The 22,858-nt window shown below is 46.3% G+C and carries 26 protein-coding genes; 14 read left to right on the top strand and 12 right to left on the bottom strand.

The window, feature by feature from the left end; all coding sequences use genetic code 11:
* The first annotated feature begins 93 nt into the window (after positions 1 to 93).
* From H6798_00130 to H6798_00110, 5 genes are all read left to right on the top strand, one after another.
* A complete protein-coding gene (locus H6798_00130; protein ID MCB9820939.1) occupies positions 94 to 888 on the top strand; it encodes a hypothetical protein in 795 nt (264 codons plus the stop codon).
* A gap of 200 nt (positions 889 to 1,088) precedes the next feature.
* Positions 1,089 to 1,973 carry a glycosyltransferase family 2 protein gene (locus tag H6798_00125; GenBank protein MCB9820938.1) on the top strand — a complete coding sequence of 295 codons (885 nt, stop codon included), beginning with the start codon at positions 1,089 to 1,091 and terminating at the stop codon, positions 1,971 to 1,973.
* On the top strand, positions 1,973 to 2,677 hold the full coding sequence (locus tag H6798_00120) for a polysaccharide deacetylase family protein (protein ID MCB9820937.1): 705 nt from the start codon (positions 1,973 to 1,975) through the stop codon (positions 2,675 to 2,677). The genes H6798_00125 and H6798_00120 overlap by 1 nt, the downstream gene beginning before the upstream one ends.
* Before the next feature lie 81 nt (positions 2,678 to 2,758).
* Positions 2,759 to 3,244, top strand: coding sequence for a hypothetical protein (locus H6798_00115; protein MCB9820936.1), 486 nt, complete (start codon positions 2,759 to 2,761; stop codon positions 3,242 to 3,244).
* 4 nt (positions 3,245 to 3,248) lie between these two features.
* Positions 3,249 to 3,971, top strand: a complete 723-nt coding sequence (locus H6798_00110; GenBank protein ID MCB9820935.1) for an N-acetylmuramoyl-L-alanine amidase — start codon at positions 3,249 to 3,251, stop codon at positions 3,969 to 3,971.
* A gap of 1 nt (position 3,972) precedes the next feature.
* Here H6798_00110 and H6798_00105 read toward each other — a convergent pair whose 3' ends face one another.
* Positions 3,973 to 5,289 carry a hypothetical protein gene (locus H6798_00105; protein MCB9820934.1) on the bottom strand — a complete coding sequence of 439 codons (1,317 nt, stop codon included), beginning with the start codon at positions 5,287 to 5,289 and terminating at the stop codon, positions 3,973 to 3,975.
* Positions 5,286 to 5,579: a hypothetical protein gene (locus tag H6798_00100; protein ID MCB9820933.1), complete on the bottom strand. Its 294-nt coding sequence runs from the start codon at positions 5,577 to 5,579 to the stop codon at positions 5,286 to 5,288. Before H6798_00100 ends, H6798_00105 begins: the two co-directional genes overlap by 4 nt.
* Before the next feature lie 210 nt (positions 5,580 to 5,789).
* Between H6798_00100 and H6798_00095 the strand changes: the two genes are divergently transcribed.
* The gene (locus tag H6798_00095; protein MCB9820932.1) at positions 5,790 to 6,308 is read left to right on the top strand and encodes a magnesium transporter; all 519 of its coding nucleotides are present in this window, start codon (positions 5,790 to 5,792) and stop codon (positions 6,306 to 6,308) included.
* Positions 6,309 to 6,312: 4 nt separating this feature from the next.
* Here H6798_00095 and H6798_00090 read toward each other — a convergent pair whose 3' ends face one another.
* From H6798_00090 to H6798_00075, 4 genes are all read right to left on the bottom strand, one after another.
* Positions 6,313 to 6,687 (bottom strand): hypothetical protein, encoded by a 375-nt coding sequence (locus H6798_00090; protein MCB9820931.1) that lies wholly within the window; start codon positions 6,685 to 6,687, stop codon positions 6,313 to 6,315.
* Entirely contained in the window at positions 6,677 to 7,078 is a 402-nt protein-coding gene (locus tag H6798_00085; GenBank protein ID MCB9820930.1) for an NUDIX hydrolase, read from the bottom strand. Before H6798_00085 ends, H6798_00090 begins: the two co-directional genes overlap by 11 nt.
* Before the next feature lie 368 nt (positions 7,079 to 7,446).
* Positions 7,447 to 7,902: a hypothetical protein gene (locus tag H6798_00080; protein MCB9820929.1), complete on the bottom strand. Its 456-nt coding sequence runs from the start codon at positions 7,900 to 7,902 to the stop codon at positions 7,447 to 7,449.
* Positions 7,903 to 7,914: 12 nt separating this feature from the next.
* Positions 7,915 to 8,445: a hypothetical protein gene (locus tag H6798_00075; GenBank protein ID MCB9820928.1), complete on the bottom strand. Its 531-nt coding sequence runs from the start codon at positions 8,443 to 8,445 to the stop codon at positions 7,915 to 7,917.
* Positions 8,446 to 8,469: 24 nt separating this feature from the next.
* On the opposite strand from H6798_00075, the gene H6798_00070 reads away from it, so the two are divergent.
* The 3 genes from H6798_00070 to murI are packed head-to-tail and all read left to right on the top strand — an operon-like array spanning position 8,470 to position 10,436.
* Positions 8,470 to 9,291, top strand: a complete 822-nt coding sequence (locus H6798_00070; protein MCB9820927.1) for a bifunctional 5,10-methylenetetrahydrofolate dehydrogenase/5,10-methenyltetrahydrofolate cyclohydrolase — start codon at positions 8,470 to 8,472, stop codon at positions 9,289 to 9,291.
* Positions 9,288 to 9,791, top strand: a complete 504-nt coding sequence (locus H6798_00065; GenBank protein ID MCB9820926.1) for a hypothetical protein — start codon at positions 9,288 to 9,290, stop codon at positions 9,789 to 9,791. Before H6798_00070 ends, H6798_00065 begins: the two co-directional genes overlap by 4 nt.
* Positions 9,792 to 10,436 carry a glutamate racemase gene (gene murI / locus H6798_00060; protein MCB9820925.1) on the top strand — a complete coding sequence of 215 codons (645 nt, stop codon included), beginning with the start codon at positions 9,792 to 9,794 and terminating at the stop codon, positions 10,434 to 10,436.
* Here murI and murD read toward each other — a convergent pair.
* The 3 genes from murD to H6798_00045 are packed head-to-tail and all read right to left on the bottom strand — an operon-like array spanning position 10,414 to position 12,761.
* The gene (murD, locus tag H6798_00055) at positions 10,414 to 11,790 is read right to left on the bottom strand and encodes a UDP-N-acetylmuramoyl-L-alanine--D-glutamate ligase (protein ID MCB9820924.1); all 1,377 of its coding nucleotides are present in this window, start codon (positions 11,788 to 11,790) and stop codon (positions 10,414 to 10,416) included. The genes murI and murD overlap by 23 nt on opposite strands.
* A gap of 5 nt (positions 11,791 to 11,795) precedes the next feature.
* A complete protein-coding gene (locus H6798_00050; protein MCB9820923.1) occupies positions 11,796 to 12,158 on the bottom strand; it encodes a response regulator transcription factor in 363 nt (120 codons plus the stop codon).
* 21 nt (positions 12,159 to 12,179) lie between these two features.
* Entirely contained in the window at positions 12,180 to 12,761 is a 582-nt protein-coding gene (locus H6798_00045; GenBank protein MCB9820922.1) for a 1-acyl-sn-glycerol-3-phosphate acyltransferase, read from the bottom strand.
* A gap of 46 nt (positions 12,762 to 12,807) precedes the next feature.
* Here H6798_00045 and H6798_00040 point away from each other — a divergent pair, with 46 nt between their 5' ends.
* From H6798_00040 to H6798_00030, 3 genes are read left to right on the top strand one after another with little or no spacing between them, the layout of a single operon-like run.
* The gene (locus H6798_00040) at positions 12,808 to 13,578 is read left to right on the top strand and encodes a hypothetical protein (GenBank protein ID MCB9820921.1); all 771 of its coding nucleotides are present in this window, start codon (positions 12,808 to 12,810) and stop codon (positions 13,576 to 13,578) included.
* The gene (locus tag H6798_00035) at positions 13,575 to 14,045 is read left to right on the top strand and encodes a hypothetical protein (GenBank protein MCB9820920.1); all 471 of its coding nucleotides are present in this window, start codon (positions 13,575 to 13,577) and stop codon (positions 14,043 to 14,045) included. The genes H6798_00040 and H6798_00035 overlap by 4 nt, the downstream gene beginning before the upstream one ends.
* Before the next feature lie 32 nt (positions 14,046 to 14,077).
* Positions 14,078 to 16,264 carry a hypothetical protein gene (locus H6798_00030; protein ID MCB9820919.1) on the top strand — a complete coding sequence of 729 codons (2,187 nt, stop codon included), beginning with the start codon at positions 14,078 to 14,080 and terminating at the stop codon, positions 16,262 to 16,264.
* A gap of 107 nt (positions 16,265 to 16,371) precedes the next feature.
* Here the strand turns inward: H6798_00030 and H6798_00025 are convergent, their stop codons facing one another.
* The 3 genes from H6798_00025 to H6798_00015 are packed head-to-tail and all read right to left on the bottom strand — an operon-like array spanning position 16,372 to position 19,157.
* A complete protein-coding gene (locus H6798_00025) occupies positions 16,372 to 17,334 on the bottom strand; it encodes a VWA domain-containing protein (GenBank protein ID MCB9820918.1) in 963 nt (320 codons plus the stop codon).
* Positions 17,335 to 17,349: 15 nt separating this feature from the next.
* Positions 17,350 to 18,222 (bottom strand): hypothetical protein, encoded by an 873-nt coding sequence (locus tag H6798_00020; GenBank protein MCB9820917.1) that lies wholly within the window; start codon positions 18,220 to 18,222, stop codon positions 17,350 to 17,352.
* On the bottom strand, positions 18,219 to 19,157 hold the full coding sequence (locus H6798_00015; protein ID MCB9820916.1) for a MoxR family ATPase: 939 nt from the start codon (positions 19,155 to 19,157) through the stop codon (positions 18,219 to 18,221). The genes H6798_00020 and H6798_00015 overlap by 4 nt, the downstream gene beginning before the upstream one ends.
* 935 nt (positions 19,158 to 20,092) lie before the next feature.
* Here H6798_00015 and H6798_00010 point away from each other — a divergent pair.
* Positions 20,093 to 21,292: a hypothetical protein gene (locus H6798_00010; GenBank protein ID MCB9820915.1), complete on the top strand. Its 1,200-nt coding sequence runs from the start codon at positions 20,093 to 20,095 to the stop codon at positions 21,290 to 21,292.
* Between the two features lie 285 nt (positions 21,293 to 21,577).
* Positions 21,578 to 22,642, top strand: coding sequence for a hypothetical protein (locus tag H6798_00005; protein ID MCB9820914.1), 1,065 nt, complete (start codon positions 21,578 to 21,580; stop codon positions 22,640 to 22,642).
* Positions 22,643 to 22,858 lie beyond the last annotated feature (216 nt).

Raw genomic sequence — 22,858 nt, 5'->3', positions numbered from 1 at the left:
TAGAGTATTTTTGTTCTAGTCAAAGACCAAAAGAGAATTTCATATATGTTAATACGGTTCGAATCTAGATTGGTCTTTTGTTATAGTTAGCTTATGGAAATCGGAAACTGGTATGTTAATCCTGAATTACAACTTGAAGAGATAGAAAGACGGAGACGGGCAGCACATGAATGGGCTACTAGTATTCACAAAGTAGTAGAAAAAACCAATGATGTAGAAGCTCAAGACTTACTGAACGGTGTTTTAAGCGGTATAGCTGTTGGGCTGCCGGACCCAGAGCGACATCTTATTCCTGTTCAGGGCCCTGAACAGCCAACTGTTGTATTAGTACCTCTGTTTGCTGACGATGCAGATATAAACGATACAACCAGACTTATAATGAACCCAAACTCATCTCAAGCAGCACGATATACAGAAAATAGACCGGGGCGTATATATTTTAATGCCGAAATTGAATTAAGTCCGTTGCTTAAAGGTATCCTTATGCTCCACGAGGCGAAACACGCAGAAATCTATGAAGCAAATCGTTTTCGAGAGGGGACAGAATTAGATCACTGGCACGAAGAAGTTGCTACATTTGAGTTTGAATTTAGGTTGCTGCAGGAGCTGTGTGGTAAGCAGTATAAAGACTTAATGGAAAAAGAGGTACAGCGTTTTATCGAAGAGTATGACGATAAGGATGGGCGTGGTGGGACATTGCCTGAACCCCGTTCAATTGATATGACAGTCGTAGACGAAGTATTTGGAGTTATAAATTCAGAACGTGAGCGCCACTTAAGAAATAGCATTGTGTGGATGGATATTACGTTTCGCATGTTTGATAAGATATATCCTGATACATCAGGAAGAGATAAAGCGAAGTTTTTACGCCAGCTTTATACCCAGTAGTTTAGTTCTAGTTTAGTATACGATGCAGTACCAAACCGCAAAACCCTACTCCTTTAATAAAAGGAGTTTTTGTTTACCGAAATTAACCATGAAAGTTTTTTGGAGTAGCACTAGCACTACATGGTGGATTGCATGAATCTAAGATATAAAAATAAATCGAGAATCTAGACGAAGTACGATATTATTAAGGTTAGCGTTTTATGAAAAGTAATCTGGCGGTTAAGCCAAAATATTCGATAGTTGTTCCTGCCTACAACGAGGAGGATTTGCTAGGTGATTGCCTAGATAGCCTGCTCCAGCAAGAAGTTAATTTTGAATTCGAAATCATAGTTGTCGATAATAATAGTAGTGACTCAACAGCTTCGGTAGCTAAAAAGCGTAAAGTACGCTTGATATCAGAAAAGAATCCAGGAGTCTGCTGGGCAAGACAAGCTGGGTATATTGCTGCAAATGGTAAATATATTGTTTCAACCGATGCCGATACAACCTTCGATTCTAACTGGTTATGTCGACTCGACAAGCACATAAAGACCGGTGTTGTGGGGGTCGGCGGAGGTATTTACTATAACGGAGATATAGGCTGGGCTAACGCATGGTCAAGGTTCTTATTCGGGGGGTCAAAGCTATGGAGCAATCTATTCGGTCAACCATGCTATGTGTCTGCCTGTAATCTGGTATTCCTTAAATCTGCAATCAAGGGGTACGATACACGCCTAACTCAAGGTGGTGATGAGCTTGCGATACTTAAGCAACTCAAGAAAAACGGCAGAGTAATCATTGATCCTACTATTTTAGTAAACACGTCTGGGCGTCGACAAGCTAAAGGCTTATGGTATTCAATCTTTGTGACTTTCTTATGGTATTACATCATGGGCTATAACATTAGCCGGCTTACCCGTCATAATTTTTTTGGTAGCTATCCTGCATTCCGCAAAGTGAAAGCCCGTAAATCAATAGGCTTCAAAGGAAAGTATTTTCCGTGGATCGTAATTTTAATTGTAGCTTTCCTAATTGCCTATTATGCTAAATCGGAGATTTCTGAAGATAATATCCAGAACGCATCGCTAAACATACCCGCTCGATAATGATATTTATAACCACATTGCTAGTCGTCTTAGTGCTATATGGGTTATTTATGTCACCCTATGTGCAGCTCTTCGGCAAGTACCCATATAAAATCGATACTACTGAAAAAATTGTTGCCCTGACATTCGATGATGGACCGAATGGTCGCGATACCGAAATGTTGCTCGATGTTCTGAAGAGACATAATGTTAAAGCTACTTTTTTCGTTGTTGGAAGTTGCATTAATAGATGGCCCAAGCTGCTTGCACGCATCGCTACCGAAAATCATACCGTCGGAGTTCACTCCATGAAACATAGGTTTCGGGACTACTTTGTACCCGGTCAATTCATGAAAGAGGTAAAACAACTCTTGTTATTGATCGAAAGAAAAGTTGGCAAAAGACCGCAGTTAATGCGGACTCCTTGGCTTTGGCGTCAACCAGCGATGCTACATCAAGCACGTAAACTTAGACTGCTGCCTGTTTCTGGAGTATTCTGTCACCCTTTAGAAGTTTTTGGGGCTACGCCAGAAAAAATTGCCCGCCAGGCTATCAAGCAGGCAAAACCAGGCAGGATATTAATCTTTCACGACGGTAAAGAAGGCGTAGGGGGTGATCGCTCCAGAACCGTTCGGGCGGTAGAGATCCTAATTACGTCACTCCAGAAACAAGGCTATAAGTTTGTAACAGTCGATAAGCTACTTAGCGTTAGCCCGTATCTATAGGCGCACCAATGACACGAACTACGAGGGCGGTAGTTAATAATACTAGCTCCAGTCTGGACAACCAACATATATAATAGATTTATGTCAGAACACCCGATTGCAGACGAGATAATTAATCAGATTAATAGTATCAATGGCTGGTTCGAAGCCTTTGGGCACGACCACGTCCGAACTAGCGAAGAAGCGGCAGCACTGCGTAACGGTTACACGATCGCCCAGGGTGCCAAGGCATTAATAGTGCGAGCCAAAGTTCGCAATCAGGGCAAGCAATTCTTAATGCTTGTTTTGCCCGGAGATACTAAGTTTGACTCGAATAAGGCCAAGCAAGTGCTCGATGCTAAAGATATTCGGTTTGCAACCGAGGCTGAAGTTGCCGAGATTACCGAGGGAGTAAAACCTGGTGGAGTGCCGCCATTTGGCAATTTGTTTAATTTGCATGTAATCGTGGATCCTAAGCTTTTTGCACAAGATAAGATTATCTTTAATGCTGGTCGGAATTACTCGATTGGTATGTTTGCTGCCGATTATAAAAAACTTGTAAAACCACTAGTCGCAGATATAACCTAGTATCATGGAATATCTCGACAAAGCCAAGTGGCGAGAGGACTTACATCAACCCGACTGGTATTTGCTACTTAAGCAAGATTTCAAAAATCTTGAAAAACTTGCAGAAGAGCTTGAAGTCAAAGGTCAGCCGCACAAACAGGTTAAACAAGAGGCCTATGCCATGCTTGAAGAGGCTATGAGAGAAGGCTATTTGCCAATTGCCGAGACCGGACCGGACGAAGATCACAAGCGTCAGCCAATCGATACAATCGTGATTCATCACACCAAAAATCAGCCCGGCATGACTCTCGAACGCCTCAATGCAATGCATATGCTAAGAATTTACGGAAGCCACTATGCCAGTCTTACCGATCCTAATCTAAAGGGTCAGCCGGTTTGGTCTGGACATTTTTTCGAAGGCAAACAAGTTTTCTGGACATACCATTGGCTAGTTCGCGAAGATGGTTTTGCTGAACAAATTCTTGAAGACAAATATATTGGCTGGCAAGCTGGGAATTGGGATATCAACACCAGAAGCATAGCAATCTGCATAGATGATGATTTAAGCGACAAAGAGCCAAGTAAGGCTGTAATAGAAGCGATTGCCCGCATAATTAGACAGAGATATCCTCGCGTATCTCCTGAAAGAATTATTGGACACTGCGATGCATACCAAAACACAATTTGTCCCGGACATTTATTTCACAAATCTTGGCGTAGTAAACTCATCGAGATACTGGCTGCTTAGATCACATATCTTGAATGCCGCCAAAGGCGATGCGGTCGAGGATAGTACCTTGCATATCGGCCATCGTAGCCGGTGTAACCTTGAACTCTCCGTAGCGATTGTTGATTTTGTCGATGGCATTGCTTAAGTGCTTGTTGGCGCTCAAAAGCCGGTCGGCTTCGAACAGATTAAGCTGTTCGGGGTCCCACGGCACGATATCGTAGACGTTGACCGACATCAGTTTGACGTTGCTCGGTATATCGGCCTCGTGCAACAACTGCTTGGCCGCTAAGAAGATGTCTTTACTAGAGTACAGACGGTTGGTTAGTTTACGGCCTTTGTGCCAGCTTTTGAAGTAGGGTGTGGTTTCGAACCCACCGGCAACATGACCACCATAATCTAGGTGTTTTGGGATGCCATCTTTAAGCTGCTCGAACCCCAGGTAAAGGTGGATGCCACCAGCATAGTAGTTGCTGGAGCGTAATCGCCGGCCAACCTTTTCGCACAGCTTCATGAGTAGCTTCTCGAGCTCTAGTCTGTCGGTAGTTTTTTGCTTAAGAGCGTACTGGTGGCCAATACTTTTTCGACTAAACTCGCGGGCGTCTACCTCCCAGCCGCGCAGGCGCTTGTACCAATAACTGCCAACTACGCTTTTGAAAACTACTTTCTTAAGAGTGCGTTCGCTGGCGGCTAGAAAATCGAGAGGGGTCATAATACCAGCAGCATGCAGTCTGGCCTGGTAGCGCACATTGATCCCCGGCAGATCCACTAAACTCATGCCATTGTACTTACTTATTAGGTTTTCGTGAGTGATTATCGTCAGGCCGTTTGGCTTATCGAAGCCCGCGGCGTATTTAGCCAGAAAGCGGTTAGTTGCGATGCCGATGTTGACTGTTACGGCCTCGCCCAAGCGAGCGTAGATCTTTTGTTTGATCTCTAGGCCGATTGCTTCGACTGATTGGCCCGAGCGCAGGACAGGTGAGCCAGACAGATCCAGCACAAATTCGTCGATGCTCTTAGGGCTAACATCGCTAGTGTAATCTAGCAAAATTTCCTTAAAGCGTTTGTGAGCCTCGCGATACTTGGACGGGTCGGGTGTCATGATAGTTATCCCGGGCGCCAGTACCTTAGCCTCGGCGTTAGTCACGCCGAGTTTGACCCCCTTAGCCTTAGCTGGATAGCTGGCGGCCAACACAAAACCGCGCGGGCTATCGTAGGCAGCCACGCCAACCGGACGGTTACGCAGCAAACGGTTAGCTTGCTGTTCGATAGTTGTAAAGCAGCTATTCAGATCGATATGCATAATCCGCGGCTCACTGGTATTGAGATCTAGATTCATAGACCTTGACCGCCGTATTCTAGATGTAGGTCGCTAACCATCATCAACTCTTCTAGCTCCCAGTGTAAATTGTCGGTATTTAGGGCTAGCTTGAAGTAGATGGTTTCATTGATGTCGCACAAACTAAAATGGTGGATCAGCACGCCACCAACATGAGTCTTGTGCCAAAAGTCGACCGGCCCCAAGCGGTAATCGGTGTTGTTCCAGGTAAGCTGGTAGGGCTTGACCCGTTTATGTTTAGCGTCGAAGAAGTAGACAACGCTAATCGGTTCGCCTAAACTTTTTCTCATAGTAAAAAACCTTTAAAAATACTTAAGATGTTGATAAAGAGGGTTGCAGTTTGCGCTCACACTGCCAACGAAAAATGAAAAGGTTTTATAAGTTTGTGCGGAGGAATTAAGCCATGCCTAAAGCCCACACATAACTAATATGATTCTATCATACCAATATTACTAAAAGTCATTGACTTATATACAACGAAGCGTAGGCTTGGCTTAAGCATGAACAGAATCAAAGAAATTAGAACTCGCTTAAGCTGGTTGGTTGTTGGTTTAGCTGTCAGCTTGTTGATAGCTAAAACAATCTCTGGATTCGAAGACGTACTAAACCAAGATTTAACATTAGCAGCCTTTATCCCACTAGTGGTCTATATGAGTGATGCTGTCGGGACACAGATGGAGGCGATTATTATTCGAGAGCTAAATGTGCGCAAGAAAAAATTCAATTTTATACGATTTCTCAGGCGGCAGGCGAGTATTGTTTTGCCAGTAAGTCTGATAATTGGAGTATTGTCGGGAATTAGCCTAGAGTTGTGGCGACACGATAGCCACTTATCACTAACCATCGGCTTATCACTAACGGCAGGCATTCTGACATCTCTAATAACAGGCGCATTGATGCCATACTTGTTTTGGAGACTACATAAAGACCCGGCCGAGGCTAGCGGACCAATAGCCACAGTCACCCAAGACTTTTTAAGCATCGTAACATTCTTCTTGATAGCGAAAGTATTTATTTAAGCTTCTAAAGTTCACGAAGCGTGATGTATTCCTTTAGGGTTGGGTCGTCGATGATTTCTTGACAGTAAATGGGTTTATTCAGGGCTAGGGCATAGCCGATTTCAAAACATGTCGATGCGCCTAAATAGCCATTTGGGGCATGAATCCAAATATCATCAGCAAAAGCAATCGAACGAAGATGGTGATTCTCTATATCGAGATTTGAGAAGGCTTTATCTTGCATACTCTTCACAAAGCCTCGGTCGCTGATAGCGAAGTCGAGAGATAACGGTGAAATAATTGTGCACTGTAGTTCGGAGAGTTTTTGGTATAGCTTTTCCAAAGCTAACAGATCTTGCTTGAAACTGCCGCAAATCACAACTTTACGTCTAGAAATCATTTTCGGAGACTTCGACAGTTTGTTCGACAAATGTAGCATAAAGCCCATGGATCATATCCATCTCAATCTTGTAGCTGTCGTATTTTTTGGGTTCGGCTTCGATGGCTTCTCGGGTTTTCCATTCGTTAAGCCCACCCTCAAAGGCATTTAGTAACTCCCCAGAAACATCAGAGCAGCCAATAATGTGGAATAACTTATCTTCTATTATGTCGCCGTTTTCTTTGATTCTTACAAGCTCGTGATAAAGACCTACATATTTAAATTTGGCTGTCAGGTTGGTCTCTTCTTTGAGCTCACGAGCTGCTGCTTCTAAAAGAGTCTCACCCCAACGGACTTTGCCAGTAGGGAAGCCCCAATAACCAAAATAGGGGTGTTTGGTGCGCTTTTGCATTAAAAATTCAGTTTTGCCATCGATCTCGCGTTTTATGCAAAGTAATACGGCAACTTTTGGTTGGCGCTCAATCGTTTTGGCATCGGTATCGAGTTTGTTGGCATGCTCTTTACCAGCCAGTGTTAGACCGTATTTACCTCGGCCGATCTTATTTACGAATCCAAGTTCGATGAGTTTCTTAATGTGAAAATTAAAATGATCGCTGGTAAGACCAGTTGGTTTTTGCAGCTGAGCAAAACCGGCTTCGGGCTGGAAAAGTAGCTCACGCAAAATATCTGTCTGGGCTTGATGGATATTAATTTGATGACTCACAGTGCAGCTATCTAATCACAACCTCAGAAAATAAAAAAGTAAACTCGAGTTTACTTTTATCTCGAGATACCACCATAAACCATATATTTAGTCCACGCCGTAACGAACATATTTATTTCATCTAAGTCTTCTTCTCTAAATTGTCTCCGACTTAAGGCGGCGGCTTCGAAAAAAGTTTTCTGAGCTAGTTCGAGCCGATTTTGACGCAGATATTCAGTGGCTAAAGCGAGTCGAACTCGCGGCAGGTCTTCGTCGGTTATGACAGAATCAAGGCCGCTATCGTGCATCTCTATAATTCTCTCGGCAGTTGCAACACCTAATCCATCCTGCAGCGCAAGACTCAGAACCATAGAGGCTATTATGCTAGCTTCATAATCTCTCTCAGTTGCAATCCGACCTAATACGTGCTCGATTGCAGCTGGCCGGACTTCTTTTGCAGGTTCTTGTCCACCGGTCGCAACTTTATACCACGAACTGGCATCTGCAAGTAGATCGTTTTTTCTGGAACTCATAGGTATATCTTCTTATTTGCTATTTGGTAATGCAAGCATGAGAATTTTAGAAACAGTATCCTCTATTGATGTAGTTAGAGATATATCATGCTCAGCACATAGAGTGCGGATGTATCGTTCGCTTCCACCTCCATTTTTAGCGTAGTCTTTGTCGAACCCTACAACAAGCTTTAGGTCGGGGTTATGGTCTAGCCAGCCAAACGCACGACCAATTTCTAGCCGTGTTGTCTGTGCGTAGGCACGACCAGACTCATAATCTAAATTTGGATTTTGAGCGGCAAACCAAAATACCAGAATTCCGTTGTTTGCTGCTAGTTGTAGGTGAGTTTTTTCCCAGCTAACTTGTCTTAGATAATCAAATGAATTGTCCTTTTTTGGTACCCGTGGAGTAGCTATAAAAATATCCTCGAGTTGTTCGGCAAGCTGCTCGCCGAGTTGCATTTGCCAATCATCTGCACCCTGTACTGGGCCGGCAAGAAAAACTACTCTAGCGTCGTGTGGCAGTATGATATTTGATTGTGGGTGAATAATCTTTGCTTTCATAGTCCCTCTGATACAATTATACAGATGAAATTACTAGATGGTAGGGAATTAGCCGGCTACATTAAAGAACGTCATGCCAAGGCCGTTAGGGGTTTGCGTCAGGCATGGCAAATTCAACCAAAACTGGCAATAATTGTTACCAAAGAAGATTCTGTAATCGATAAATACGTTAGCCTAAAAGAAAAATATGCAGCCGATATTTTAGTTGACGTCGAAGTGTATCGGATTAAACAAGTGATGCTATCCGAAATTCTGGACGAGATAAAGAAGGATAAAAGCATTCACGGTGTAATCGTACAGTTGCCGCTAGATGATGTTTCTCAAACAGAACAACTACTTAATATAATCCCACCAAGCAAAGATGTAGATGGCTTAGGCAATCAGGCTAGCTATGATTCTGCAACAGCCACGGCTATTAGCTGGTTGCTGACTGGCTACAATGTCGAGCTAGAAGGTAAGCAAATTGTGGTCAATGGCAACGGTAGATTAGTTGGTGCGCCGCTTGCCAAAATGTGGCAAGGCTCTGGACTGAATGTTAAGGTCTTAGATAGTAAATCTTTTAACCCAGAATTAATTAAGCAAGCCGACGTGATTGTAAGTGCGACTGGTCGCCCAGGTATAATTACAGAAGATATTGTGGCTCACGGGGCGATTGTAGTCGACGCAGGGACTGCCAGCGAATCGGGCAAAATTGTTGGAGATGTTAATGACAACGTTTACGCTCGCGATGACCTAACGATAACTCCAAAAATTGGCGGTGTTGGCCCGCTTACAATCGCCGCTTTGTTTGAGAATGTAATCACAGCAGCCAGAGGTACAAAGGGAAGGCTAGACGAAGAACTTTGATCAGCCTCGAACATGAATTGCTGAACTCGGGAATATTAGTAAGAGGTAATTTTGTACTAGCTAGCGGACGACCCGCCAGTCAAAAACTTGATTGGGATTTAATTAATCCAGCAAGCCAAGTTTTTAATCGGGTTGTGAAAGAGATGGCGGAGCGGGTAAAACAATATGCACCAGATGCGATTATAGCTGTTCCGAATGGTGCCAATTTGTTGGCCAAGCGTGTCGCCGATTTGCTTGAGATTAGTTTTATAGAAACCAAAAAAACAACATCAAGCCGATTTGCTTTAGTTGGCGCAAAAACGGACGTTTCCCCTATCCGCCTGCTTTTAGTTGATGATATATTTACAACAGGTACAAATATGTCAAATTTGTGCAGTGATTTAGGTTTAATTCCCATGGCAGGAATTGTTGTCTGGGACCGTTCGGCACCTGGTGATCGACCAAAAATAGATTTTCCTCTTATTAGCTTAGTGAAGCGATACATACCATTGGAGGGCTAGTTGAAGGTTGGCGTTTTTGATTCCGGGGTAGGCGGAGAAAATGTAGTTGCAGCAATTAAAATTGCCATACCTAAAGCCGAGGTCATATTTAGAGATGATCGTGCACATCTGCCCTATGGCAATAAAACTGCGTCCCAAATACTCGAGCTAATGACGCCGATTATGCAAACTTTTACAGACCAAGACCAGGTTGATGCGATTGTTATCGCCTGCAATACTGCATCTACTAACATATTGGACCAACTGAAAGAGCTTGTCTCTGTTCCGGTGATTGGGTTCGTACCAATGATTAAGCCCGCAAGTCTGATGACAAAAACTAATACTATCACTGTTTGCGCTACTCCCGGGACGCTCAAGAGCAATCGCTATGCCGCGCTTAAAGCCGCTTACGCCCGAGATTTAGTTGTTATCGAGCCAGATTGCTCGGACTGGGCGGAAATGATTGAGGCTAATAAGCTTAATATGGCAAGAATCGGTGATGTAGTTAATCAATCTATGCGAGCTGGATCAGATGTAATTGTACTTGGCTGCACTCATTACCATTGGATAGAAGACCAGTTGAAACAACTAGCAGGACCGAATATAACCATAATCCAGCCAACAACATCAGTAATAGCTGAACTTAAGCGGGTTTTAGACTGTTAACAACTTGGGCGAACTGCCTGCCACGATCTTTGTAGTCTTCAAATAAACCAAAACTTGATGCTCCGGTCGATAACAAGACGATGTCTCCTGCCGAGGCTTCTTTGTTTACAGTATCGATGATACTGAGCATAGTCCAGGAGTTGCCATTCTCGCGAAAGCTAACCTTATGCATATCTAAGCCAGCACTCTCCATTTCTTTAAGCAGTCTAAAAGTTATTGAGCCGATCAAGACTATGTGTTTTACATCTTCTTGCTTGAGACGTTCTATAAGTTCTGTCCAGTCGTTCCCCTTGTCGTGGCCACCAAGAATAACGACTTTTGGTTGATCAAATGCATCGAGGGCTACCTGGGCTGTGTTGGGTATGGTCCCAAACGAATCGTCGTAATATTTTACCCCATTTACTTCGCGAATAAACTGTAGTCGGTGTTCTAGACCCTTAAAGTTCGTTATCACTTGTTGATATATTTCGGGAGCATTTTTTATTTGCCAGGCAGCTGTTAGCGCAGCGCAAATATTCTGCAAATTGTGTTTTCCGATTAACCCAACTTTAGAGCTATGAATAATTTGCTGGTGGTCTATTTCTACAAAGCCAGTGTTATTAATGAAGGCACCGGGCGGTTCGGTATATGGTATGAGTTTACCAGGTGAGCTTTCGGCATTCGCACGTGAATATTCGTTCGAAGGCAAAAAAATGGAGATGTCAGACGATGTTTGGTGAGCACTGAGATTTCGTTTAGCGTCGACGTAGTCTTTCATGGTCTTGTGCCATTCATCGATATGTTCAGGGATGATCATCAAATTTATGGCAATATGTGGCGAGTAGTTAAACTTGTAAAGCTGAAAATTTGATAACTCTAAGACAACCCACGAGTCGGGCGTTAAAGTGTCTAGCATTTGCAGGACCGGGATTCCAATGTTTCCGCCAAGCCTAACATCAAGACCAGTTGCCGACAGCAGTTCGGCGGTTAAGCTAGTGGTTGTACCCTTGCCCTTCGTTCCGGTTATGCCGATGATATTTTTTGTTGGTGATTTTTCAAAAAAAATATCTAAGCCAGTCTTGGCTTTTTGCCAGAAGTCATGGTCTGCAGGAAACTTTAGCTCGAGGTTTTTACGGGCAGCTCCTTGAAAAATAACTAAATCACAATTGTCGTAAAAGTCGAGATAGCTTAGGTCACTAACGTTACCAACTAAGCCAGGTTGTCTTGCTTGGTCTATGTAGTGAATCTCGATATTTTCACCATTGGGAAAATCTGAGCGAGGCTCTTCGTTGCCAATTACATAACTATGGCTGCCGCCAAAATATTCGTAGGCACTTTTAGTTTCGACGCCCCAACCAACTAGACCAATACGCATAGCGCTTAATTCATACTCGATTTAACTAGCTCGGCAACCTGGCGTGGGGTCATATCGGCCTTAACGATAAAAGCAGTTACTCCGAGTTCTTTGAGTTTTGCCGGAGCTTCGGTCGCTCCCATATTTGTAAGGATAATTACTTTGATATCTTTACCAAATGGTTTTTTGCGAAGTTCTTCGAGCATTTCATCGCCACTCATCTCTGGCATCATTAGGTCGAGCAAGACAATGTCTGGTTTCATGTCTTCGACAAGTTTTAGGCCAACCAAACCATTTTCGGCAGTCTCGACAGTCCACCCCTCGGCCTCGAACTTGATTCGATACATTTGGCTGATTGCTAAATCGTCTTCGATGATTGCAATTTTCATAAGCAGTATTATATCAGGCTATTATAATGAAAATAGTTTATCCATAATTTTGTTCGGATCGTTTAGCTTGGCGACCGAATCGTCGCGATCTATAACTATTTTAAATTTTCGTTTTGATTCGCGAGTAACTTTTATTAGGTAAATCTCTGGAACAGCCTTAACCGAACTTAGGATTCGAACAATCCCGTTTCTGGCTTCGATGCGAACATTGGGTGTTCGTTTTCCTTCTGGGTAGATACCAACACTTTGGCTGTCATTTAGATATCGCACAGATGCTGCAACTCCCGCATACCGTTTTAGACTTGGAAACAACGGCCTTGCCGGAAAGCATCCAATCAAATATGCAAACGGTAGAACAGGCGAATAATAGTAACGTTTGGCCAAAATTGCACGCGTTGGAGAGACTGCCCAGATCTCTCGCCAGGTTAGTGACCCGATAAACAATGAGGCATCTAGTAGTGAGGTATGGTTAGAAATAAATAGTTTAGAGCGACTTGAGCTAATCGTTACTCGTTTATCGACCTCGAGTTGAATATAAAACCGTAATAACAGTTTCGAATATACCCATACGCTTAAGTGACTTATTTTTAATAGATACTTCATGTTTATTTTTACATCCGATAGCAGTATAGTATATGTGTATTAAAAAATGAAAACTAGAAAAACAAAAATTACTGATATTGACGGCATTGCTCAAGTCGAATTTGATAGATATCAAATTCGATATTCAGAGCATCCAGAGGAGAAGCCACGTTTCAAGAGCATGCTTAAGCAACGTCTCGAAATTGCCCAAGACTGGATGTGGGTTCTGGTAGATAAAGACGAGATAGCTGGGGCAATATCTGCTCAGACTACGAATAAATCATTAGACGACTTTGAGTCGTGGGAAAAATCTACAGATAACGGCACTCTCGGGTCTACTTTTGATAAAACTGGCCAAAATGTTTACGTTGTCAATCTAGATGTCAGCCGCCAGGCTACCAAACATAACGGCCAATATATGCTGATGTTGCGATTTGCTAGCCAGGTTGTTGCACAGGGTAAGAAGCTAGTTTTTTTTGAATCACGGATGCCCGACTTTCGCGAATATGTTGCTAGTAAGTATGGGCTCGAAAAATGGGATCATCTAGCAAAAACCGAGCAACATCAGATCGCCGAAGACTACACACACCTAAAAAAACAAGACTCGAACAAACTGCATGATCGTTTACTTAATTTTTATGCCGAGTCTGGTTTTAAATTCTATAAGGTTATCGATAATGCCTTTGTCGACGGCGAATCACTAAACTTTGGCGTTGTTTGTTACACCAAGAACCCGTTTCCTAAACTGTTACGTATCTGGCCGTTTAATAGATTTTTTGGCTTTTTAGTTCGGGTACTTGGTAAAAATCCCCGAATTCTTGATTGGTTAATCAAATGAAACTAAAAGCTTTCTATAGACGTCATTCCAAAAAGATCCTGGCAGTGTTGCTACTGGCAACTATTGCCGAAATAGCATTATCTTTTGCCTTCGATAAAACTCCAGAGAAACTTGTCGAGAGTCTGCCTTGGTTGCTGGGACTTGCCGGACTTACCGAAGCATTATTCATACTTGGTTTAGTGATCATGGCCTACTCTGTTGGGCATGATCTTGGCTGGAATCCGATTAAGTGGCATGGTCATTTAAAATCAATCGTTCACAAGGTCAGTCTCGACAAACTTTTTTGGGTTGGTTTCTGGGTAAATACAACCGGGGCACTGGGCACGGGTATCGTCTGGCTTATCGCCATACTATATGGTTTGCCAATATCTAGTTGGGGCAGTTTGTGGCTGCCGCTTGCCGATATCGCCCTAACGGTCAGCTTAAGAAGTGCGGTCTTTGAGCTAAAAAGAGAAAAAGCTCTCTGATTTAGCATGCATGATTTACAATATTAGTGCTTATGGTTTTTTTGGTACTAGCATCTATTATTGCTGTCGGCTTGTTCTCGATTGGCTTACTAGCCCTAAACAATCGAAGTAAACATAGTGATGCTCTGGCATTTGCGGCAGTTTGCTTTGCGACTTCCCTATGGATTGTCGTCAATCAGCTAGGTAGTAATTCAATTGTCGATATCACGGCTAGGGAAACACTCACTGCCCTAGATTATTCTTTTGGAACGATTATGGTTTGGTCGTTTGCTAACTTTAGTTTTTCGCTTGCAGGGATTCGATCGAAGCTTAAATACATACTGCTCGCTACAACCCTACTGTTGGCATTCGGTGTGTTTTTTGGCAAGGTGATGACAATCTCGATTGCATCCAACAATGAATTAAATGTTTCGTCGGGGCTTAAGTTCTATGCTTACTTAATTTATGTTCTAGCAGTATTTATCATTGGGGCAGCAACACTATATAGGGCATATATAAAAGCGATAGATAAACGTCGTCGTCAACTCGAACTGATCGTCTGGTCGCTCGGTTTAGCTGGTTTTGTATCTATTATGGCAAATTTAATCTTGCCGAAAGTGTTTATAGACAACAACTTACTAGATTTATGGGCCAGTATCACATACGCTAGCATCTTGCTGTTTGCCGTGTTGTCGTCGGTGGCTCTACTCAAGCGCGGAGTTTTTGATGTTCGACAAGCCGCCACCAGAAGCGTGGGCTATTTATTAACATTTAGTTTAATTTTTGGTCTGTATTTTGTAGCTGTCTTTGGAGGCTTGGGTGCTAGTAGTTATTTTTCAAACATCACTAATAGCCAGAAAATAGTTTTAGTCGGCTCGTCGCTGATACTGGCTGTGTCTTACTTACCGCTCAAGAATCTATTCAATAAGGTAACAAACAAGTTATTTTATCGCGATGCCTACGATACCCAGAACTTTATCGATGAGCTAAATAAAACCCTTGTGAGCGGCATGCAGTTCGATGAACTATTAACGAAAAGTGCCTTAATAATTCAAAAAAATCTTAAAGCTTCATATGTAACTTTCTATATTCGTCCAACTAGCTATTTTCCAGAAAGAATAATTGGCGCTAGACGTAGCGAGCACGAATTCGACGACATAGCTTTAGTTCAGGAAACAGCCAAACAGCTTAATACCAAAGTCTTTATGGCGGGAGAAGGTGAGAACGAAGAGAACGCCAACCGCCTAAGCGAATATCTAAAAAAGAACGACGTCGAAGTGCTGGTGCGTTTAGTTAACTCGCTAGACTATCAACTAAATGGGATTGGCTATATATTTATTGGTTCGAAGTTGTCGGGAAATGTTTACTCTAAGAAAGATCTTCAACTTCTAGAGATTGTTGCTAACGAACTGGTGATTGCTATCGAGAACTCCTTACGCTTCGAAGAGATCGAAGAATTTAACGTGACACTCCAAAACAAAATCGAAGGTGCCACCAAAGAGTTGCGAAAGAGTAACGAAAAGCTAACAGCTCTCGACGAAGCCAAGGATGAGTTCATTAGCATGGCCAGCCATCAGCTGCGTACACCATTAACTAGTGTTAAAGGCTATATTTCGATGGTTATGGAAGGTGACGCGGGTGATATCAACGAACAGCAGTCAAAGCTACTCAACCAGGCTTTTATTAGTAGCCAGCGAATGGTTTACTTAATCGCCGATTTGCTCAATGTTAGTCGCTTAAGGACGGGTAAGTTTGTGATCGAGACCCATCCCACTAAGCTGGCCGAAGTTGTCGATGGCGAAGTTAATCAATTGCGTGGAGCTGCGGAGGCTCATGGCTTGAAGCTACTCTACGAAAAACCAGCCGATTTCCCAGATTTAATGCTCGACGAAACCAAGATTCGCCAAGTGATTATGAACTTTATCGACAATGCCATCTACTACACACCAAAAGGCAATATTACAGTTTATCTGCGCGCAACCAAAACTAGTGTTGAATTTGGGGTGACTGACACCGGTATGGGTGTGCCCAAGAAAGAAATTCCCAAGCTATTTAATAAATTTTATCGAGCCAATAATGCCCGCAAAGCTCGTCCAGACGGCACGGGACTAGGCTTGTTTATGGCCAAAAAAGTGATTGTTGCTAGCGGTGGCTCTATCTTGTTCAAGACTAAAGAGGGCAAGGGCAGTACCTTTGGCTTCATTTTCCCTCTAGATAAAGTTGGTATAAATAATCACTAATAATGAAATGCCCCCGGGGTTAACCGGGGGCAGTATCTAGCGATTACCCTTGCTAGCGAGGGCCCAATCCTTATCTCCCGGATCAGGGCAGGGTCACAAGACGTGAATTACTCGCGGATCGTCCGTGTGAAAGGCACGATCAACAACAGTAGCAAGATGCCTCCCAGCAGCCTTGGCCAGAGCGGTGTGCTCGCCGGCACCTGCACCTCTTGGGCGGGCACCGAAAAAGTCTGCACTTTGGCTTCCGCGAAGGCTTCGGCCGGGCTCGACACCTGCTTCGATGCTTCGGCAACCGTTGGGTCGTCGAAGACATCAGTCTGCGGGGTCGGCCAGGCTACCTGGCCATCGTAGCCACGGGCAGCTCCGACGTCGTAGACGTACAGGAGCGAACCCAGCAGCTTGACTGCCGACAACTGTTCGAGCAGTCGGCTCGAGCCACCTTCTGATCGGTCAGCTAGGTCGCTAACTAGTAGGAAGTTGCACGGGCCAAACTCACCCAGTTTGCACTGGGTCAGCGCTTGCTGTAAGCCAGCGGCGATGTCTGTGCCACCAGAGTTGGTGGTCAGTGCATCGAGCTGGGCCAGCGTGGCCTGTGCACCGGCAGGGTTGCCTGGAGTGGGTGCGACCAGCGCTTCGGAGTCGCCACTGAAGGCGATCAAACCGAATTGCTGGCAGCTTGACTGACCTTCGATTGCTGCCTTCAACTCGCGAAGGCTGCGCTCGAAACGGCTTTCGCCGCCCGGCTCGTTGGCGTAATTGCCTGAGCCGGAGTTGTCGAAGACAATGAAGCACAGGCTCGCCCGTTCCTCCTTCGCCTCCGACGACACAGTGCTGGCACCGGTTTGGAAACCGGCCACCAACACCACCGCTCCGAGCATGCCGATCACCAACGACACCACTCCGAGATGGCGCCACCGCTCACTTGCGGTGGCAATCATCACATTATGGATGTCTTCGGACTCCCACTCGACAATCGGCTCGGACTTGCGTCCGAACAGATACCACACCAGCAGTCCAAGCGGGAGGACTGCCAGCACCATCAGCCACGGAGTGGCAAAGGTGATGTTCATGCGACCTCCTTTTGGTCAACTGGCGCGTCGAGCTGGGCTCGGCGCGAATTCAGATAGGAACTGGGTTCCAAATGGGATCGAGGTAATCAGTTCATGGTGTTGAACGTCACGCCCCAGACCACGCAGGAACTCTTGGTTCGAGCGCTGTCGCTCGGCTGCCATGGCGACGTAGGCCTCACGAGTGTTACCATCACTGGTGTCGACTCGCTTGACTTCACCGTTCTGTCGCAACCGAACCTTGCCAAGGCTAGGCAGCTGATAGTCCCATGGGTCGGAAACCTCAACAATTACCAGCTCACAATGCTTGCTGATGCTCGTCAGGGCGCTTCGGACTTCTGGACTACCAAGCTTGTGGACATCGAGCACCAGAATGGCAAACTCGACGTACCTAGCCTGATTGACCAGCAGCTTCAGCTGGGGATCCAGGGATCCATCAACTGCAGATGACTTCGCCAATTCGGCCAACACCACCTGGGTGCACGTTCCGGCTTGAATCAACCGTGGCGACGTATCGCCCGGCAGAACCAGTCCACAGTCGTGTCCAGAGGCACTACTCAGTAGCACCAAAGCCTCCGCAGTTGCCTGCATTAGCTGTCGGCGCAATACTAGTGCCTGATTGCCGCCCCAGTTGTTGCTGGGCGAGTGATCCAGTACCAGAAAGCCCTTGCGGGTGTACTGATTGGGTTCGACTCGAACGAAAATCTCGCAGATTCCCGACCGCGCGTTGAGAGCATGGTCGAGAAAGCGAGCATCGTCGTGAACTTCGGCCAGCCGAGCGTCGTCACCAGGGCCGACCAGCTTGAAGCGTCCGAGGCTGTCGCCCGCAGCAAAGCGGTCGAACTGCCTTTTCAGCTCCAAGACCAGTCTTTCGAGGTCGCGACGATTCATACCGTCACCCCGAGTCCCTTGAGAGTGTTGAGCACGAGAGCGTTGCGCTCAGCGGTACTCATGTACTCCTCTGGTTCGACGGTGTGTCGAATGGCTGGGTAAGCCATCCGGCGAACATCATCGATGGTTGGGCTGGCATGACCTCGCTGGGCAAGTGCCCAGGCGGTCGCCGCATTGACCATCGAGATGACGGTACGCGGCGAGGTACGAACACGCCAAGCAGGCCCGCCGAAACCATTGGCGATCCGCGCGGCTTCGGCATCGATCTCGCGATCGATGGTCCGCATAGCACCACCAAAGAGGTAGCGGCAATGCTTGATGTCGTCGACTTCGAGCACACTGTCAACCTCCAGGTTCTGACGGTTGCGATAACTGATCTCGGCCAGTTCGGCCTCGGAAGGGTAGTTCACCCATGCCGAGAGGTCGATCCGGTCGCGCAGCGCCCGCGGCAACGGCCTTGTCCCCTCACTTTCGATCGGGTTGAGGGTTGCCAGCATGACAAACAGCTCGTCGAGAGGGAATTCCTTCCCGTCGATGACTGTTCGACGGCTGTTGAGGATGTCCAGCAAGGCGTTCCACACCCTGTCGGTCGTCCTGTTCAGCTCGTCGAGAATCATGCTCTGGAATCGCTGGAACGGCCCTTGGCGGATGTCGTACTCACCGGTCTTCAGGTTGAAGAACAGGTTGCCACTGACATCCGACGGTTGAGTATCGCCGGCGAGGACGATCAGGCCTTTGTTAAGACCCGATGCCTGCATGCAGACTTCTGCCGCTCGCGACTTGCCGATACCCGACTCGCCTTCAGCGGCGGTTGACAGGCCGGTGAGCACCGAAATGCACACCAGGTCGATCAAGCTGTCGTTGCCGACGATGTGTCTGGCCACCTCGGCCCTCAATGTGTTGAAGGCGTTGGTGAATACCGTGTAGTCGTTCATGTCTGTGCCTCCTTCTGCTGTACGCAGTCGTTTTGACCTACCAGGACTATCCCGGCAGAACTCCCACGTACAGACGATCGTGGGATGCCCGCCCGCTAGCATTCGGTTACTAGTAAGCAAACGTCCCACGACCACAACAGTTAGTATCAGATGGTTAGGTACAGATGTAATTCACGTAACTTGTAAATGTACTTTAGGGTTAGTAGGCGAGCAGTCTCGATAAATCTAGGCTTGCTCAGAGCCAATAACCCTACCTCACCAATCAGAGTTGGCTTAAGCCTATACTAGCATAAAATAGTCAAAAAAGCAAGTAGCTTATGTTAAAACATGCAGTCTAAGACATAAAGCTTGTGCTTTAATAATAAACATTGCATAAGCATTGACAAAACGTAAATAAATTGATAGAATATGCGAGTCATCATTCTGATGTGAGTCTAGGGCTTTCCAGATATTCTATATTCTTGGAACGCACTAAAAGGCAGGTGGGTTTTATCACAACTGCTTACTCGAGGATGATTGAAGAGAGATTATTAACAATTAGGTCACAACAGTTCACTTTTTTGAAGCATGCATCACCAAAACCTACCTACAAGCACAGCTTGCAGCACTGTTTTGGTTTGTGGCATATTTCGAATATTTCTGCTCCGAGACGCAGTCAACGTACTTCTTTGTACGTTTCCTTTGCGTTTCTTGCAGAGAATATCCAAACTATGCTCACATGTATGCTTCAAATACTCCAGGTTAAGAACCGTCTGGTTCTTGTCTGTTTTGAGAGTTAAGTGAACGTGTTTCGAATAGTAGAGTTATAGCCTTTCTGGTTTGGTAGGGGTGATGTCTGGTGCTTTAGCGTAAGCATTAGACATCACTCCTGCCATGGGGAGTGGACGCGATTTGGAAACCTTCCAACGCGTTTGTCCCCACGGAAGGGAGGACACATGGTTCGTAAACGGAATTTCTGGTTGCCGGTCAGCGCAGCCATCGTTGCCGTCGTCGTTGTCACCGTCATGGTAGCCAACGCTGGCGGAAGTAACGTTGCTGCTGATCCGGCCTCACCGACCACCGCCAGCTCGACCACCGCTGCGCCGACCACGACGGTTCCGACTGTCGAGGTGGGCGATCTCTGCCAGACGATCGCCGACGAGGGTTACACCTTGCTCGGTGACCAGATCCTGGCGGATCTCGACGGTGCTGGCACCCAGGTTCGGGCCTCGACAGCCGAGAAGGCTGCCGAGGCCTACTTGGCGGCGCTGAGTGCCGATGTGATGCTGCTCGGCGACGCCGAGCTGGTGTACCAGGCGGCCGGGGTTCACCCCAGCAGAATCCTGGGCACAACCAGCGGTGAACAGTTCGATGCTGCCAGGCAGCTCGAACTGATCGCCGGCGACGCCCAGCATCGGCTGGAGGTCTGTCAGCAACTGGTACTCGAGGCGCAGAACGCACTCGAGAGCCCGGAGCTGACCCACCTGGAGGTGGCCGACCAGGCGACGTTCAACATGCTGGTGCACAACCAGCACGAAGACATGTTGCCACAGTGGCTGTGCAGTGTGCCGCTGCCGGAGAACGGTATCGATGTCTTGGGCTATGCCCAGTTCCTCGACGCCGAGACCGGCAACGAGCCGGAGCAGGTGCTCTGGTCACTCAGCCAGCGGGCCTATGTGGACTTCGGTCCATGCCCGCCGGGCGGAGTGCAATTCGATGACCTCGGCGATTACATCGTCGAGATTGCCGAATGCCCCGCTGGTATGACGGCTGACGGCCGGGAGTGCGTCGAGGTCCCGGTGACCCCGACCACCGAGCCTGAGGGCACCACCCCGAGTGGCGGTACCACGCCGTCAACAGGGACAACCCCGGGCACTGGCACCACCCCGAGTGGCGGCACCACGCCGTCAACGGGCACCACTCCAGGCACGGGCACCACCCCGGGCTGTGGGGGGTCGTGTGGGGGGTCGACAACGACCTCTCCGCCAACTACCCACCCGCCGACGACCCCGCCGACGACCCACCCACCCACCACGACCACCACACCCGTGGTGACGTGCATAGATGAGAGCGGCAACGTGATTCCGTTGCCGCCCGGTTGGTCGGTTGGGCCGAACGGGGGCTGCAAGCCCCCGGGCAGTGGCGGCGGCCTCTAACTTGGGTGAGTAGGCCTGGGTGTAGCAATGCACCTAGGCCGAAAGCCTCTACTCCTATTCGAAACCGCGGTGTGTTGGTGGGGTTCTTGCGAACCCCACCAACCCCGCAAAAGCATAAGTGAAGTGTTGTGGCCTAATGTTTTTCTCTAAAGAAGACGTTCTTTTACAAGTTGGCAATTAGGCAAAGAAAATTTGAGCTCCAATGCGAGTGAGCTTAAAACTAAACGTAAAAGAATGTCGTTCTGTTTTGAATGACAATCGAATAACTAGTAAAGGAGAGTTTTTATGAAGACATTTCTTAAAAACTTGGCGATGACTGTGGCTGGCTTGGTGATGATTCCTGTAATCGCAACCAGCGTTGTAAATGCCGAAACAGTTAAGCCATATTTTAACTGGTACAACAATGTGCCAGAAGTTGGCGACGAAAGCAATTTTGTTCGCATCAACGACATGCAGGGTGGCGACACCTCCGAAGCTTGCACCAATGGCGACAAGGTCAATGTATGGATGTATCTTCACAATGGTTCGGAAGCTGCCTTTAATGGCGACAACCGCGACGGTGAAGGTGTAGCGGTCGGCACAACCCTAAAAGTAAATGCCGATCTAAACACTAACAGCAAATCACACACAATCACTGGTGTAATCAGCGCTAATAACGCCGATTCTGTATCTGACACAGTTACAATCACCTGTGGTGACCACGAAGTAAAGCTAAAATACAACGGTGTTGTAAGCTTTAAGACTACTAACACCGAAGGTGGCTATGGAATTAATGGCGACCCTATCAATGGTGCCTACATCGGTTTTACCGATGGTGACCGCCAAGGTGTTGTTCCTGGCTGTTGGGACTACCGAGCTTCGGTAGTTGTACAGTTTGAAGTTGTGGAAGAGCCACAAGAAAATGATTTTTCGCTTGAATGCCGTGTCTTGAATCTAGAAGCAATCGTCGACAAGAAGAATGCTTATAAGATTTCTGTCGATACTTCAGTAAATCCAGACGAAGCTGCTCGAGTGAAAACTGCCAAGATTAATATCACCGGACCAAACAGCTACGCCGCTCAATTCGATGGTCTTAGTGTCGATGACTACACTTTCCCAAGCGTAGATGGTCGATACACAATTAAGGCTACAGTTGAGTTCGAAGTTGCCGAAGGCTATAACAGCCAAACAGCAACTATTGTAACTTGTGAACGACATGTTGATATCGAGTCTAAGCAACCACCAAAACAGCCGCCTGTCGAGCATTTACCTCGAACCGGTGCTGGAACCAACATTGCCCTAATTGCTATCGCAGTTGTTGCAGCTGGCACATTTGCTTACCGCAAATATATTGTTAGCCGACAGAGCTAAGTCTCTGCTATAAATATGTGGATAAACACTAGCTTTTTTTACAAAAATCTGCTAAGGTTTATCTCGTAAGAGCATTGACTGACCGCTCTAATAAACAACTTATTAACAATCAACACCACAATAGTTTGTCTGTAGGTGAGGTACAGACAAACGGGTGTTTTTTGTTTGTTCGAAAACAGTTGATTAACACCTTAAAAACTGCTATCATTTGTCCGC

The organism is Candidatus Nomurabacteria bacterium (assembly GCA_020631905.1).
In the GTDB taxonomy this organism is placed as follows: domain Bacteria; phylum Patescibacteriota; class Saccharimonadia; order Saccharimonadales; family VXPC01; genus JACKGQ01.
This window is presented reverse-complemented; position numbering and strand designations above follow the sequence as displayed.